The following is a 15788-nucleotide window of genomic DNA, read 5'->3' as shown; positions in this document are numbered from 1 at the left end:
GATTAAGCTCCTGCTTCAACGGTTTGTTGATCCTGGTGAAGAGTGACAAAGTAGACATCTTCTAGCTCAGGTTTTTTTGCAGAAAAGCTTTCGTCAGGTTTGGTTAGGTTGTGTACCCGGATGTTAAGGCTGTTATCCTGGTTGAAGTTGGAAGAGATCACATTAAAAGAAGCTTCATGGGTTTCCAGTTCTTCCCGTTGGATATTCTTTGTCCAGATTTGACCTTCCAGTTGTTTAGTAGATTCTTCCGGCGTTTGATGAGCCAGGATTTTACCCCCGTTCATAATGGCCATATCAGTACAGAGTTCTTTCACGTCATCCACAATATGGGTAGAGAAAATCACAATATTATTGGTTCCAATTTCCCGGAGTACATTCAAAAAGCGATTTCGTTCAGCGGGGTCAAGACCAGCGGTAGGTTCATCCACGATAATGAGCTTTGGGTTATTCAATAAGAGTTGAGCGATTCCAAAGCGCTGTTTCATCCCCCCGGAATAACCCGCTACATTTTTTCTTCTTACTTCAAAAAGATTGGTTACCTCAAGCGCTGCGTGAACAATTTTATTTCGTTCAGCTTTACTGGAAATTCCCTTCAGTTTGGCAAAATAGTCCAATAAGTCCTCAGCGCTCATCTTGGGATAGACACCAAAAGATTGAGGTAAATAGCCTAGTACTTTACGAAGTTCAATCTGATTGTTGAGGATATCCAAATCATCCAAAAAAGCAGTGCCGGAATCTGGCTCCTGGAGAGTAGCTACCGTTCTCATTAGGGTAGATTTACCTGCACCATTTGGCCCAAGTAATCCAAACATTCCTGCTTCTATTTCCACGGAAACATTATCAAGGGCTCTTACCCCATTTTTATAGGTTTTCGAAATGTTAGATAAAGTCAGTTTCATAAGGTTGATACTTGTTTTGAATGATCAGGTGCAACAATACATGATTAGTCACAAAGTCGCACGAATTATTACAACTCTACTATGTAGTATTTATACAAATCTATCTGATGATAAGTGCTCTGAAAAATTAGATAGAAATAGTGGGTCAGAATTTACCGCAAACCAGCGCCTTCTCTACTCCGGGTGCCAATTGGTCAAGACCTTGAATGAATTGATCCTCACCTATGAGGATATCTGCTATCTGCCCACTGTATTTAATAGCTGTTTCTCTCATAAAGCCCATCATTGGCCATCCCCATAATGCAGAAAAAAGAATCCCATCTTCTTCAAAATATGGATCGGTGAGGTAAGTGCATTCGATTACATTTTCTACGGCACTTCTATTTGTGGGACTTCCACCAATTAAGTCGATGACTACTGTTCCTTTTTCAAGCAAACTTTTCGTGTGATCTCTGGTCACCAGATAATTTATCCCCCGAAGGTGGGCAGGCTGTTCAGCACCATTGACGATTAAATCAGCAGATTCAATATAGGATTCAATTTCACCAGTTTTGGTATGAGCCTTACCAAGTACTTTGATAGTTCGAATTCCTGCTTCATAGCACTCATGAATGGCGCCCATTCCTACATTTCCATATCCAAGAATAACAGCAGTTGCCGCTGAAGCTTCCATTCCTTTCTCACTGACTTCATGAAGTAGTTTTAATCCATACCGAGCACCTGCCCTACCCGTTTCGTGCAAGGCCTCGATCTTACGTTTTCCAAACTTAGGAGCCGGATTTACCTTTCGATAATATTTTAGAGCCTCTTTTCCATAATTCTCAACGAAAGGATGGACATCATAATAGCGTACATTAAGCCCTTCGAGTTTGTTTACGAGAGAATCTGCTTCTTCAAAGATTTCAGAATCAAAAACGACGACGGAGTGGCTATGCAAATCGCCAAGCTCGTCTGGAGCTACATCCAAAGGATGAAGTGTAAGCTTGGAAGGAGAGTGATTCATTAATCGCCGGATAACCCCGCTCATTCGTTCAGAATATCCGATTACATGAAATTCATCCATATCAACCCCGGCCCTTCGCAGATCCATTTCTACGCAGTTATCTGCCGCCATAAGTCCCAGTACCAATTCCTTTGGGAGTTTTTCCGGAGACTGAACCACATATTCCATGGCTACCACATTAATCTGGTGTTTCTCTAACAATTTTGCTCGCTCAGGAAACGAACTGAAATGTGCCATACAAAACAAGGTGCTCCCAGGCTTCATAAGTGGAATACTTTCCATAGCAGGACCTTTGAATTTAATTACGAGATCCTTGTTTTGATAAAGCTCAGCATTGCTTTGCAGGTTTGCTCCGGCATCTACATATTCCTGATTAGAAAAGCCAACCCCTTCTCCAGCTCCGTACTCTACAAAAACTTCGCAGCCGTACTCAATCAGTTGTTTTACATCGTTTGGGATAAGTGCTACTCTTTTTTCCAGAGCTCCAGGGTTTTCTGGCGATTCGATTTCCTTAGCCAGACCAATAATTTTATACATACAGCAAGTTAGTTTGTAGCTTTGAAATTAGGATTTTGTATGATTCCGAATAAGTTACCAAAAGGGTCAATTACTGTCGCTACATAAACCTCTCCACCCACGTGCATAATTTCCTCATCAGCTGTAGCTCCTTCTGAAATTAACATTTCCCAGGTTGCATTTATATCGCTTACTCCCCAATAAACAATACTACCCTGAGTCCCAGGTTTTCGGTCGGGAATTAACCCAAGCTCATAACCGCCAATATCAAATCCCACATAATAATCTTCATCGAAATATGGTTCTTGCTTAGTAATCTTGCTATACCATTTTTTTGCTTCAAGTAGATTTGGCGCTGGATATATAACCGTTCGCAGTCCTTTAATCATGATCCTTTTTTGCAAGAAGGTAATAAAAAGGTAGGCTGGAAATAAAAAAGCCTCAATGGTATCATCCGATTAAGGCTTGGGGTACAGAATAAAAGCTATAAATAGGTTATGATTGTAGTAATTGAACCAGTAAATATTCCTTTTAAGTTGGGTCTAATTTTTTAGTTCTATGTCTACTGAATGCCTTCCTTTTTTGGATCTGAGTAAACAATCAGCAGTAAGGTTAATTCTAATCAGCCTGAAGTTTCTATATGAGTAACAGTATGTTTGATCGTTACAAATTCAAATCTTCCAAAGGTTTCTGTATTAGTATTTAGTTTGATTGTAATTGGTTCGATAGTTTCAAGAGTAGCGCCACTAACAATTGTTGCAAAAGCTCCATGTATGCCTTTGAGATTAAGGGAGAATAGATAACTCGGGAAGAGAAATTTGAATAGTAGTCTATCTATTTTTACAGATAAGAACTAAGAGATAATGCGATTACTTAATAACCAATTTGAATTCCAACGGAGAAATAATCTCTATCACTTAGTTGTAATCCTTTTGAGATATCGGATTTATTGAATTCAAAATTAATGATAAATGCACGAACTGGTTCGAACTGAGCCTTGACTTCTATTTCGTTAATATGATGTACATCTCCGCTTAAAAAACGAACAACGTCTCCTCCTCCCTGAGGTTCAAAGATATCTCCCCCAACATCTTGAACTAATACCCCGTTTTCGTCAACCACATTAAGCCCTTTTCGAATTCTTTTTAAGGCCAGTTCTACCCATGCACGCTTTGGGAGCCACTGCCGGATTTTTATCATCGCCTGATCGCTATTAGGGCCAAGGTCATGTCCTAAGGATTGATTGAAATTCTCATAGGTATTAAACCTGAATATATGCGTATAGTAGTAGGGTTCAATTCGGAAATATTCCAAATTAACACTGGTACCAGTTTTATAAGAAGTACTAATCCCAGCCTGATAAGATAAAACTGCATCTTCAGAAGAACGATTTCCAGTTTTTTTAAACACATCTGAGACCTTGTTTATATCATCCATTCCTAATCCCGCATATAACTCGACTGATTTGAATGGTCTAATAATTCCTTCAAAATTTATACCGGGGTTATCTCGATCCTGATTATTCTCTTCTGCTACGTCAACAAGGTAAAGAGGGTTTAAATGGCTAAAATCTAAACTTCTGTTACTATATATAACTGTTTGAGTATATATCATACTGATCCAACTGAACGGTAATAATTCGAATCTTCGCAATACTATCCATCTTGGAGTTGTTACCCTTGATAAGAAGTCCTCATCATTTACAGTAATAGTTTCATTTTCTGTACCCAGACTTTGAATAGAACCATGCATGTATGAAACTTTCAAATATTTGGAGTTCCAATTGAGTCTCATCCAATCAAAATCAGGTGCCTGCCTCGAAAGGATCAAGGATTGATCGACTCCCAGCCCATACTTAAGTGATCCTCTTCCGATATCGAAACGAAGCTTGCCATATGCAAGAGATGCAAAACTTTGGGTATAAGAACCAGATGATTTCCCTTGTAATATGAAGAAAGTATCTCCAAAAACTGGATGATATTGTACAGCTCTTTCACTACCTAGTTCAGTAAAGTTTTGGTACTCGAGATGTAGACCTATGAGGTTATACAGACTTCCGTATCCTCTAAAGCCTTTAAAGTCATGAATACCTTGAGTAGTAACTCCTCCTGATTCATTAACAATATTTCCGTATCCCCACCAGGCGTCCAAAACCACATTTGATATAGAATCATTATAGCTAAACAAGTGTGATTCCTCATCACTAAGGTAATGAGAAACTTTCTTTTTGAGGATTGTAGAAACAGACCTGTCGTCTGTTTTTAACAAATCATTCGGTGAATTCTCTATTTGATAATCCAAATCAAATTCTTTCGAGTAGGCTACGTATTGTTTGCGATCAAAATAGCCAAGCTCTCCTTCTTCAATATCCGATAAGATGGTTGATATCTCCCCCCTGGAAAGAGGGAGAACTTCATAATTATAAGAGGGGGCGTTTCCAAGAACACGTTGATGATGCAACCATTCATAGACAGGGTGATTGGCAGGTACCAGCGATATCTGCGCTCTGCTCGTACTGCTTAGAATTATTGTAAAAAGAAAAAGAACGAAGAAAGGTTTGAATAGTTTCATGGAAGCCTATCAACTGATTGGTTTGGAGATCTATCATTATCTCCTTCGATATTCCAAATTAATTTGATGAATTGTCGAGGCGACAGGATTTGAACCTGCGACCCCTCGGCCCCCAGCCGAGTGCGCTACCGGACTACGCCACGCCTCGAATATTCAAAGATACATATCCTTTTCCTGAAAACTCAACCAGTTTAACCAGCAGCTTTTGCTTTTATTGGGGGTTTGTTGGATTGATGTTTCTTCATATATCTTCGCTTAGCAATGGAGATAAGCGGGGTTCCTAGCGCAGCCGGAAGAATCCAGGAAAGCCATGCATATTCAAGATGAGCTAGGTGAGTTCCGGACATCTGTACGGCAAAGGCGGTGACGGCTGCGATATAGGCTCCACAAAACGCAGACATATGATGGTAAAACCACCAAAGTTTGTCATCAACATTCTTCTTTCGGAATATGATCATGTCTTCAATGGCGCTCCAGCTGGTAAGAAATCCAAATACGGTTAGCAGAATAATTAGAGGCTTGATACTTCCTGAATCAATATATCGTGTTACTGCCAGATATAGGAAAGATAGCCCTGCAAGTGTGGTAATTATCGCTCCAGTCCAATCAATCCAATTTTGTTCACCAGGTTTCTTGCGGTACAACACTCTATACCCAGTGAAACACATATAAAAACTGAATACGGCGATAACAAGAAGAAAGTAATTGAATCGATAAAAGAAGATCATAAGCAGGGCGGTAGCAAAAATGCCAAACATGGTCCAGAAAAAAAGCTTACCGCTTAAGCGATGGAGTTTCCCTCCTTTTTTTGAAAACATAGGAATTAAACCCGAGATCAAACAAAGGGCTCCAAGAAGTACATGGGTATATCGTAGAATGTCGTGCATAGTCAAGTGCTTTAATTGAGTTTGCACAAACTACGCTGGCATGCTTTAAGTGATTTACGTCAGGGATTTAGACTCGATTTCAGGGACATAAAAATATCAATAAGGGACGAGGAGTGATAACCTGGGACGAGATGAGGTGATCAATGGCTAGATTGATGCCCAGGATTTTAGATTATCCGCATAGGTTTTTGATACGGGTATTTTCGAGTCTCCTGAATCTAATGTAAGAGTGTATCCGTTTCCAGAAGGCTTGACTTCTCTTATTTTTTTTGCATTCACCAAAAAACTTCGATGGCAGCGAATGAGATAGTCAAATTTTGAAAGACTGGCTTCCAGTTGTTTGAGAGTAAATCGTAACTGAAAAGTATGGTTACTTTCACAATGGAAAACCAGATAATTCTTTTTTGACTCGACATACAATAACGCTTCAATATTGATATTTCGGGAATCTGACTTATTTAGTTTGATTGTCCAACGTGTAACTGATTTAGGAAGATCTCCATCCAGCTGGTCAACAATCGGAGTAACTTCATTAAGTCGTGTTGATAGCGCCTGGTTCTTTTCAAAAAGATAAGCTCCTAATATTGGCAGGATAGCAATTATCAAAGTTAGCACAGTTAAAGTGAGAAACCCCTGAGCAGTAGCTTCTGAATTACTTAGAACCAGATAGAAAATGTAGTTTGCTATCGCAATTGTAGTAATTATGAGGGTAGTAACAATGGTCGAATTAACAGATCGTTTAGTACGCTGATTAATAATAAAAAGCAGTATTTCGTAAAAAAGAACTATCCCTCCTGAGATAAGTCCGAAGCATAGTGCAATCAAAAGAGTGAGTACTACGGAATAATGCGGGTTGGAAAGCATATAGATATACACCCCAATCCACACCAAAAAAACAACTATGCCGATAGTTTTGAGCTTACTTGCTATATGTGGAATTACTCTGCTCATCCTTTAGATTGGCAAAGTTCTACAAGAACTCCTGTGTTTCCTTTTGGGTGAAGAAAAGCCACTAATTTATTGTCAGCACCTTCTTTGGGTTTTTCGTTTAGAACGATGAACCCTTCCTTTGATAACCGCTCAAGTTCGAGATGGATATCATCTACTTCAAAAGCTACATGATGAAGGCCTTGCCCTTTCTTTTCTATATACTTTGCAATAACAGAATCTTCTGATGTAGCCCCAAGTAACTCAACTTTTGACTCTCCAGTTTGAAAAAAAGCAGTTTCTACTTTTTCGCTTTCAACAGTTTCTCTTTTATAGCAGGGGCTATTTAAAATTTTCTCGTAAATCCTGATAGCCTCATCAAGGTCTTTTACTGCAATTCCAATATGGTCTATGTGCATAGTTTTAAATTTTTTTTGGGGACAAAAAGCCTCTTATTTTGTACCATCAACGCAAATGAAAATACTTCAAAACAAAAAAAACAAATGAAAAGAATTTCCATTCTATTAGTTTTTGTAATTCTAAGCCTAACGTGTACCGATAAAGAGGAAGTTAGTAGAGCAATTGCAACAGATGAAATTGCAATTATCAGTACAAATTTTGGAGATATACATGTAGTACTATATGAAGAGACTCCGTTGCACAAAGAAAATTTCCTAAAGCTAGCCAAAGAGGGCTTTTACGATAGTACCACTTTCCATAGGGTAATGAATGAATTTATGATTCAGGGAGGAGATCCATTTTCAAAGGATGATATCCCATTTAATGATGGTCAGGGAGGCCCTGGATATACAATTAATGCCGAGTTCAACAACAAATTTTACCATAAAAAGGGGGCATTAGCTGCAGCCCGTTTAGGGGATCAACAAAATCCTGAGAAAAAATCTAGTGGGTCTCAGTTTTATATCGTTCACGGAAGAACGGTATCTAGCTTGGAATTGAACCAGATGCTTCAAAGCTTGAATAACCAGGCGATACAACAAATGCTGGCAAAGTATGTACAGGCACCTGAAAACAATGAGCTCCTTCAATCATTACAGCAATTTCAAATGGCAGGTCAGCTTGATAGCGTGCAGGCTATACTGACTCGTGTTAAACCTATAGCAACAGAGGGCTTCATTCCAAAGATATATACGGAAGAGCAAAGGGCTGTATATAGCACCGAGGGTGGTGCACCTTTTCTTGATGGTAATTATACAGTTTATGGAGAGGTAATCAGAGGTCTTTCGGTAGTAGATTCTATCGCGGTTCAGAATACCAATCAGGCGGATCGACCCTTTGAGGATATAGTAATGACCGTAAGAGTGGAAGAAATGAGCCGAGAAAAGATTACTTCCGAATATGGATATTCGTACGATAACTAATCATAAAAAAAAGCTCCTATTAATCATTTTCTTTGTATCTGCATTCGGCATGTCATGTACTGAAGAACAGGAGCAGGTGCACTTTTTTCTGGATGGGTACCCTGAATTACAGTTTGTAGATTTAAGGGGGAACCCGATTCCCCCCGAATTCTTTATTCGGCATGAAAACCAGAATGGGATGTCGGTTTATGAGATTCAGGATCTTACACTTAGTCTGGTTTACCGCAAATCTAAAGAAGCTTATTCCGGTTTTATAAGAACATACCATTGGGGAGTATATAATATCGAAGCTGTGTTTAAAGACGGAAGTATAGAACGTCTAAGGTATTGGCATCCAAACCGTCAGCTAGCTATGGATAGAGATTATCAAACCGGAAATGGAAACGTTTGGACCTCGGAAGGAAAGCTTGCTATTACATGGGAAGAGGGAGAAACTCAGTTTAGAAACACGCTAACAGGAAAGATAAAAAGTCTGCATAGTGACAGTATCAGTTATTTTTTTGACTACGATGGAAATTTATTGCATTATACGTTGCGTACAGACACCGCTTTCCTTCAGTATTATGCGGATGGTTCTCCCAGGTATGTCTTTCCGATAGGAAATAATGGATCAATCAATGGATTGGTCAAAAGATGGCATCCCAATGGGCAGGTACAAGCCATTGGTACTTATAAGGATGGAAAGGAATCGGGAACTTGGATAGAATACGATTCGTTAGGTAACGTGCTTGGTCAGGTTGATTACGAACAATAACATTACGGATTAAGATAATTTCCATTAGCTGGGGAATTTTCTTGAAGTAATTCAATGAAGTTAAGGAGTTATTGTGTGGAGACCATTACACCTGGATTACATCCTTTCTAAGTACGAACCCTTAAGTGCCAAGGTAATTGTACCATTGATTTCCTGGATTTTAATCATTTCAGGTACAATTGCTGTAACGTTCATAAACCTCCCTGAAGACTGGATTAGTCAAAGCTCCGACAGGAGTCAATTACTTACTTTCTTCATTTTAAATCCCCCTCTTCTCATTTGTTTATTATTATTGTTCTGGGTGGGTTTTGAATGGGCCTTTATCCCGATTTTTTTATCAATGTTTATAATTGGGATTTTTAGTCACTTACCTTTTTACTGGTCAATTTTATTTGCTCTTTCTTTCGTTTTCGGATTATCAATTTATGCTATAGTCTATCATAGCTTGTCAGTCGACTATAAGTTGAGGGGAATAATGAGCGTGGTAGTTTATATCATTACCTCTTTTATTTCTGCTACAGCAAGTTCACTAGGAGCATTCATTTGGAGTATGTCTCACGACTTAACCGTTTCGCAAACGGAAAGTCTTTGGAATGGTTGGTGGGCTGGGTCATTCCTACAGTCAATTATTATTGTAGGGCCTCTTTTGTTCATTTTTTCTCCCAAAATTGAACAATTTAAAGTCAGGCAATATGAAGTTCCTGATCGGGGAGAGATTTCATTGAATTGGATTTACAGTACTATTGTTGTTGTTACCATAGTAATCTCTGTTTTCATTTATTCAGGAAAATACCTCGGCCAGCAGCGCGTAGCTGAAGAGGTAATGGCCATGGAGTCAAAGTCATTAGAGTTGATTATTGGTTCATTAGAATCATTTCAAGTGATTACGTGGATATCTATTTGGATAATTCTATGTGTTGGATTTGGTGCTGTGTTCTTAATTGGAAGCTGGAACAGAGAACTGAAAGCCAAAGTCGAGGAAAAGACCTTTTCTCTTAAAAAAATCGAGGAAGAGCTTATTCAATCTCTTTCGGAAAAAGAGGTTTTGCTTAAAGAGATTCATCACAGAGTAAAAAATAATCTTGCCGTTGTTACGGCGCTTTTAGACCTGCAGTATATGAACACGAATGAAGAGAAGGTCAAACATGTATTGAGCGATTCCAAGTCAAGGGTTAAGTCTATGGCCTATATCCATGAAACACTTTACCAAACTGAGAATTTCTCTAAAGTAGATTTGCAAGAGTACCTGGATAGGTTGTGCAAATCCATTAATACCACGTTCAATCCGATGGGAAAGAATATTTCTATTATTCTCGATACAAGTGGGCATAGTTTAGAAATGAGTAAAGCAATCCCCCTGGGTCTTCTATTAAATGAACTCCTGGTGAATTCATATAAACATGCATTTACTAATCGAGAAAAAGGTACTATTAACGTCGGGTTAGAAAAAAATGGTGATAAACTGGAGTTAAAAGTCAGAGATAATGGAGTTGGATTTGAGTTAAATGAGAACAGAGAGAGAAATAAAACTCTTGGTATGACCATCATCAAGACCTTAGCTCGTCAACTTCAGGGCGAAGTTGAAATGAATTCGCAAGAAAGTGGTACTCAATTTAAGTTGACTATGAAGCTGGCTTCATAAGCTTGTATATTGAGTTAAGATAAACCTAGTTCAATGAGCCACCACCCTCTTAAAATGAAACGAGAATATCCCTTTTGGATGAAGGCCTCTGTTACGCTAGCAGGGCTTTCTCTACTTTTTGTAATTCTAAGCTATGGGAAATTTATCCTTATGCCGCTGGCTTTCGCCGCATTTCTTTCTATGCTATTAAGTCCGGTGACCAGGAAACTCGAGAGTTGGAAGTTAGGCCGTGCCTTTAGTATCGTTCTAACTCTTCTGTTAGTCATTGTTGTATTTGCTGGAATTATCTCTCTTATTTCCGCTCAATTTGTCCAGTTTTCAGAGCGGGTACCGGAAGTAACGGAGAGGTTAAAAAATGTCATTGATGAAGGGATACAATTTCTTGAGGAAACAGCAGGCTTGTCCCAGGAAGAGCGTACCAATTATTTGCGTCAGGGTTTGAGAAACCTGGTTGACCGAAGCGGGCAATTTGTAAGTTCTTTTGTTGGGGCTACTACAAGTGCATTTACACTAATTTTGCTTATACCCATTTTCATCTTTTTTATGCTGTACTATAGGGAGATGTATCAGACTTTTTTCAGAAAGCTCTTTGAAAATAAGGATGGTAGTTCAAGAATAGACATGGTGTTAATTGATGTTCAGGATGTGACTCAAAACTACCTGGTTGGAATGCTTACTGTGATTGGGATTCTTGCGGTGCTAAATACTGTAGGTTTATTCATCATTGGGATGGAGCACGCCATATTTTTTGCCGTTTTTGCTTCACTAATGGCCGTTATTCCTTATATCGGAATCATAATCGGCGCTCTTCCACCCTTGTTATTTGCGTTTCTACTCGGCGATTCTTTACTCCAGCCGGTTCTTGTAATAGCGGTCTTCGGAGTCGTTCAGTTTTTGGAAGGAAATTTTATCACTCCAAGAATCGTAGGTTCAAAAGTCTCTATAAATCCATTTGTAGCCATGCTTGCCTTAATCATCGGAGGGGAAGTATGGGGCATTTCAGGTATGATTCTATTTGTACCACTGATTGGAATACTCAGAGTGATTTTTGAAGAAATTGAAGAACTCAAACCCTATGGGTATTTACTTGGAAATAGAATAGAGTATTGACCCTTTGTTCAAATGATATTGCAGTGTTCCTAATTTTAGTTATTGGTTATTCGTTATTGATGGATCACCTCTCCAATAACGAATAACCAATAACTATTATATAGTCTAACCAACATTCTCTCATGAAATCGTTTCTCACTTCACTCAGTCTACTCAGCATCCTATTTTTAGCTGGCCCCATTAATGCTCAAATTGTACCCACTCCGTTCTCGAAAGGAGTGAATCTAACCAACTGGTTCCAAGCAGGATCTCCTCAGGAAATTGATTTTTCCAAGTACTCTAAAGAAGACTTTGAAAACATAAAGAGTTTAGGTGCCGATGTAATTCGCCTTCCTATCAACCTCCATTCTATGACTGCCGGAGCACCGAATTATGAAATTGATTCCCTATTCTATTTTTTTCTGGACCAGGCGGTTGATTGGGCTGAAGAACTGGAGATGTATTTGATTCTTGACAATCACACCTTCGATCCGCTTGATGCAACCGATCCAAATATCGGTGATGTACTTGTTCCGGTTTGGACGCAAATGGCTACACATTACGGCGACCGATCAGAGTACATCATGTTCGAAGTGCTAAATGAACCACATGGAATAGCTAACTCAACCTGGAATGACATCCAAGGAGACGTAATTGATGCCATCAGGCTTGTAAATACCAAGCACACGATCATCGTTGGTCCGGCTGATTACAACAGTTTTAGAAGTCTCGAGTTTATGCCTGAGTATGCTGATACTAACCTGATCTATACCTTTCATTTTTATGATCCATTTGTGTTAACCCATCAAGGGGCTACCTGGACAGATCCGTCAATGGGGCCTTTATCAGGCGTTCCATTTCCCTATGATGCAGCCAGTATGCCAAGTCTGCCAGCTTCCTTAGCAGGAACATGGATTCAGGGAGCATTTAATAACTATGCTAATGAAGGAACTCCGGAAGATGTCCGTGAGCTATTAGATATTGCTATTGATTTTGCCGAGACCCGCGGAGTACCGGTATTCTGTGGTGAGTTTGGGGTATATATTCCAAACAGTGATAATGAATCTCGTGTGAACTGGTATGGAACCGTAGGTCCGTATTTATCAGAGAATAACATTGGTTGGACCATCTGGGATTACCAGGGAGGCTTTGGGATTTTTGAAGCGGGTACAGGAGAACTCTTTGATCACGACATTAATGTGCCATTGGTAGATACACTGGGCTTTATCGTACCAGAGCAAACCGAATTAGTAATAAGACCAGATTCTGTGAGCTTCGATATTTACAGGGACTTTTCTGCAAAAGGAGTATCAAGCTCAGGTTCCGGAGGCTTGGTCAATCTGTATGACACAGAAAATGTATATGACGGTGAGTTTAGTATCTCCTGGACGGGGGCCACTCAATACAGCGCGATCACCTTTGATTTTAGCCCAAATAAAGATTTATCCAGGTTACAAGAAGAAGGATATACACTCTATCTCCAAATGATAGGAGATACTCCGGGAACAGATGTAGATTTACGTTTTATCGATACGGACACCAATACCGATGGTGATCGCCCTTGGCGTGCAAATATCAGAATTGATGAAAACAGGATAAACTTTGATGGAACCTGGCAAGAAGTAATTATTAGTTTAAATGAGATTACAGAAATGGGTAGCTGGGATGATGGAGCATGGCACGAACCTCAGGGAGATTTTGATTGGTCGGCGATAGATGTGTTCCAGATTGTAGCTGAAACTGGAAACCATGGGGCTGCTAAATTCTGGTTTGATGATATTCAAATAAATGCAGCACTTATAAATTCCAACGAACAACCTGGCGATACTCCGCTGGAGTTTGCTTTAAACCAAAACTATCCAAACCCATTTAATCCATCGACGACCATCAGCTTTACACTTGCTGGTACTCAACATACTTCGCTAAAAGTATATGATCTGCTTGGCAGAGAAGTCTCGGTATTGGTTGATGAAGTTAGAAGTATCGGTAACCACGAAGTTCGCTTTGATGCTTCAGCTCTATCTTCAGGCGTTTATCTGTATGAACTCAGAGCCGGAGATTTTGTACAAACCCAGAAGATGCTATTGGTGAAGTAGGGCAGGATAGCCTTTTGATACTCCCGACTTACTTTTTGCGGTCATCCTGAGCAAACCTGCGAAGGATCTAATCGAATAGCTTGTCAGATTCTTCGGCAGTAGCCTCAGAATGACTTGGTTTTTAGGGGTTAGATTTAGTTCGAAGAGATTTCTTATATAGAATTGATATCAAATAGCTTATCTGGCTTTAAAAAACTTTATCACTTCATCAGCACTCTTAGTATTCAGTACTCGCTCCTTTTCGTATTTTCCTTTTCGGGCGATGCGAACCCCATACTTCATCAAATCAATGTTATCAATATTGTGCGCATCCGGGTTGATGGAGGTCATCAAGCCTACTTCTCTGGCTTTGTTACCGAAGCTCCAGTCTAAATCAAGGCGCAAAGGGTTGGCGTTTATTTCAATAGAGGTATTATGCTCAGCAGCAAGAGCGACCAGTTCATTCAAGTCGATATCGCTTCCATTTCGTTTAAGCAATAGTCTTCCTGTTGGGTGACCAACCATACGGGTATAAGGGTTTTTAATAGCATTGCGGAAACGCTCCATCATTTTATCCCGAGGCATATCCAGGGTTTGATGAACACTTGCAATAATGAAATCGAAGCCTCCTAAAATATCATCGGAATAATCCAGGCTGCCATCTGCAAGAATATCTGATTCGATACCTTTGAAGATGACGAAATCTTTTCCAGAGCTTTTAAATTCTTCATTCAGTTGATCAATTTCTTCCCATTGTTGCTTTACTTCATCTTCAGAAAGTCCACCAGCGTAGGCTGCTGTTTTGGAGTGATCGGTCATGCCCAGGTATTCGTAGCCACGTGCCATACAGGCTTCTGCCATTTCCCGGATAGAGAACTTTCCATCACTCCAGGTACTATGGGCATGGATTACTCCCCGGATATCTGCATCGGTAACAAGAGAAAGTTCGTCCTGCTCTTCAAAAATTTCGAACTCGCCTCGGTCTTCTCTTAGCTCCGGTGGGACCCAATTGAGTCCAAGCATGTTATAAATATCCGTTTCTGTTTTAAATGGATTCGGAGCCTCCCAATTAGTTTCTCCGTTTTCAAATAAGTCATACAATCCGTACTCATTTAAACTCATTTTTCTCTCCCTAGCACGAGATCGCATCACCACATTGTGTTCCTTACTTCCAGTGAAGTACATAAGGGCAGCAGCAAAGTTTTCAGGCTTTACAATCCGCAGATCCACTTGGCGACCTTCTTTAGTCCGAACAGAGCTTTTAGTATCTCCCTTTCCAAGAACTTCGGTAACTCGTTCATGATTAGTAAACACCTCAAATAAATTTGGGATATGTGCTTCATCGGCAGCAATAAGAATATCAATATCACCTATGGTTTCTTTGGATCGGCGTAATGACCCCGCTATTTCGATTTGCTGAACGCCTTCTAAATCCTTCAAACTTTCCATGATGGATTCGGCAATGCTCGCTGCCTGATCTAGTCGGCATCGCTCATCAAACTTCTCCATCCACTCAATAGATTTCGAAATCTTTTCTGCTGATTTACCTCCCAAACCCGGAAGCTTGGCCAGCTCACCACTTTCTATTAAGGTTTTTAGTTCCTCGATTTCAGTAATACCAAATTCCTGATGAATCTTAAGAATGTTCTTTGGTCCAAGCCCGGAAATATCCAACCATTTAATTAGGCCTAGAGGTACTTTCTCCTTGAAAGCTTCAAGAACCGGCATGCTTCCGGTTTCTGCATACACATAGATATCCTCAGCGATAGATTTACCAATGCCTTTAATATCAGTAAGGTTCTTGTTTTCGATGTATTCATTGATGTCATCGCTTAAACCTTTTATAGTCTGAGAAGCTTTGTCAAAGGCGATGGCTTTGAACCGGTTTTCTCCGGCTAGCTGCATAAGCTGAAATACTAGACTGAGTTGTTCGGCTACATCCTGGTTGGTGGGCATAATTCTGGCATTAGATTTGAGCTGAAAGTACATAGCTCTCTTAAAGCCCTCAAGCATTAATCTCTTTTTTCAAAAACTTCAACAAAA

The 15788-nt window shown here is 39.7% G+C and carries 13 protein-coding genes and 1 tRNA gene; 5 read left to right on the top strand and 9 right to left on the bottom strand.

Features of this window, described 5'->3' with window-relative positions:
• Positions 1-2 precede the first annotated feature (2 nt).
• The 8 genes from ED557_08540 to mce form a co-directional block, all read right to left on the bottom strand.
• Positions 3-899 (bottom strand): ABC transporter ATP-binding protein, encoded by an 897-nt coding sequence (locus tag ED557_08540; protein RNC83810.1) that lies wholly within the window; start codon positions 897-899, stop codon positions 3-5.
• 145 nt (positions 900-1044) lie between these two features.
• Positions 1045-2439 carry an alanine dehydrogenase gene (locus ED557_08535; GenBank protein RNC83809.1) on the bottom strand — a complete coding sequence of 465 codons (1395 nt, stop codon included), beginning with the start codon at positions 2437-2439 and terminating at the stop codon, positions 1045-1047.
• Between the two features lie 8 nt (positions 2440-2447).
• On the bottom strand, positions 2448-2807 hold the full coding sequence (locus ED557_08530) for a VOC family protein (GenBank protein ID RNC83808.1): 360 nt from the start codon (positions 2805-2807) through the stop codon (positions 2448-2450).
• A gap of 484 nt (positions 2808-3291) precedes the next feature.
• Positions 3292-4989 carry a hypothetical protein gene (locus ED557_08525; protein RNC83807.1) on the bottom strand — a complete coding sequence of 566 codons (1698 nt, stop codon included), beginning with the start codon at positions 4987-4989 and terminating at the stop codon, positions 3292-3294.
• Positions 4990-5060: 71 nt separating this feature from the next.
• Positions 5061-5137 (bottom strand) — tRNA-Pro (locus ED557_08520).
• A gap of 43 nt (positions 5138-5180) precedes the next feature.
• Positions 5181-5876 carry a hypothetical protein gene (locus ED557_08515; protein ID RNC83806.1) on the bottom strand — a complete coding sequence of 232 codons (696 nt, stop codon included), beginning with the start codon at positions 5874-5876 and terminating at the stop codon, positions 5181-5183.
• 147 nt (positions 5877-6023) lie between these two features.
• Positions 6024-6827, bottom strand: a complete 804-nt coding sequence (locus tag ED557_08510) for a LytTR family transcriptional regulator (protein RNC83805.1) — start codon at positions 6825-6827, stop codon at positions 6024-6026.
• On the bottom strand, positions 6824-7222 hold the full coding sequence (mce, locus tag ED557_08505) for a methylmalonyl-CoA epimerase (GenBank protein ID RNC84043.1): 399 nt from the start codon (positions 7220-7222) through the stop codon (positions 6824-6826). The genes ED557_08510 and mce overlap by 4 nt, the downstream gene beginning before the upstream one ends.
• On the opposite strand from mce, the gene ED557_08500 reads away from it, so the two are divergent.
• The 5 genes from ED557_08500 to ED557_08480 all read left to right on the top strand — a co-directional run bounded on the left by ED557_08500 (position 7208) and on the right by ED557_08480 (position 13766).
• Complete coding sequence (locus ED557_08500) at positions 7208-8185, top strand: peptidylprolyl isomerase (protein RNC83804.1); 978 nt, start codon at positions 7208-7210, stop codon at positions 8183-8185. The two genes, mce and ED557_08500, sit on opposite strands and share 15 nt — an antisense overlap.
• The gene (locus ED557_08495; GenBank protein RNC83803.1) at positions 8163-8939 is read left to right on the top strand and encodes a hypothetical protein; all 777 of its coding nucleotides are present in this window, start codon (positions 8163-8165) and stop codon (positions 8937-8939) included. The genes ED557_08500 and ED557_08495 overlap by 23 nt, the downstream gene beginning before the upstream one ends.
• A gap of 73 nt (positions 8940-9012) precedes the next feature.
• Positions 9013-10581, top strand: coding sequence for a hypothetical protein (locus ED557_08490; protein ID RNC83802.1), 1569 nt, complete (start codon positions 9013-9015; stop codon positions 10579-10581).
• 33 nt (positions 10582-10614) lie between these two features.
• On the top strand, positions 10615-11691 hold the full coding sequence (locus ED557_08485; protein ID RNC83801.1) for an AI-2E family transporter: 1077 nt from the start codon (positions 10615-10617) through the stop codon (positions 11689-11691).
• 122 nt (positions 11692-11813) lie between these two features.
• Positions 11814-13766, top strand: a complete 1953-nt coding sequence (locus ED557_08480) for a T9SS C-terminal target domain-containing protein (protein ID RNC83800.1) — start codon at positions 11814-11816, stop codon at positions 13764-13766.
• 177 nt (positions 13767-13943) lie between these two features.
• Here the strand turns inward: ED557_08480 and polX are convergent, their stop codons facing one another.
• Positions 13944-15701, bottom strand: coding sequence for a DNA polymerase/3'-5' exonuclease PolX (gene polX / locus ED557_08475; GenBank protein RNC84042.1), 1758 nt, complete (start codon positions 15699-15701; stop codon positions 13944-13946).
• Positions 15702-15788: the final 87 nt, after the last annotated feature.

Origin of the sequence: Balneola sp. (genome assembly GCA_003712055.1) — a bacterium.
GTDB lineage: Bacteria > Bacteroidota > Rhodothermia > Balneolales > Balneolaceae > RHLJ01.
Note: the sequence above shows the minus strand (reverse complement) of the source record. Positions and strands in the feature narration are given on the sequence as shown.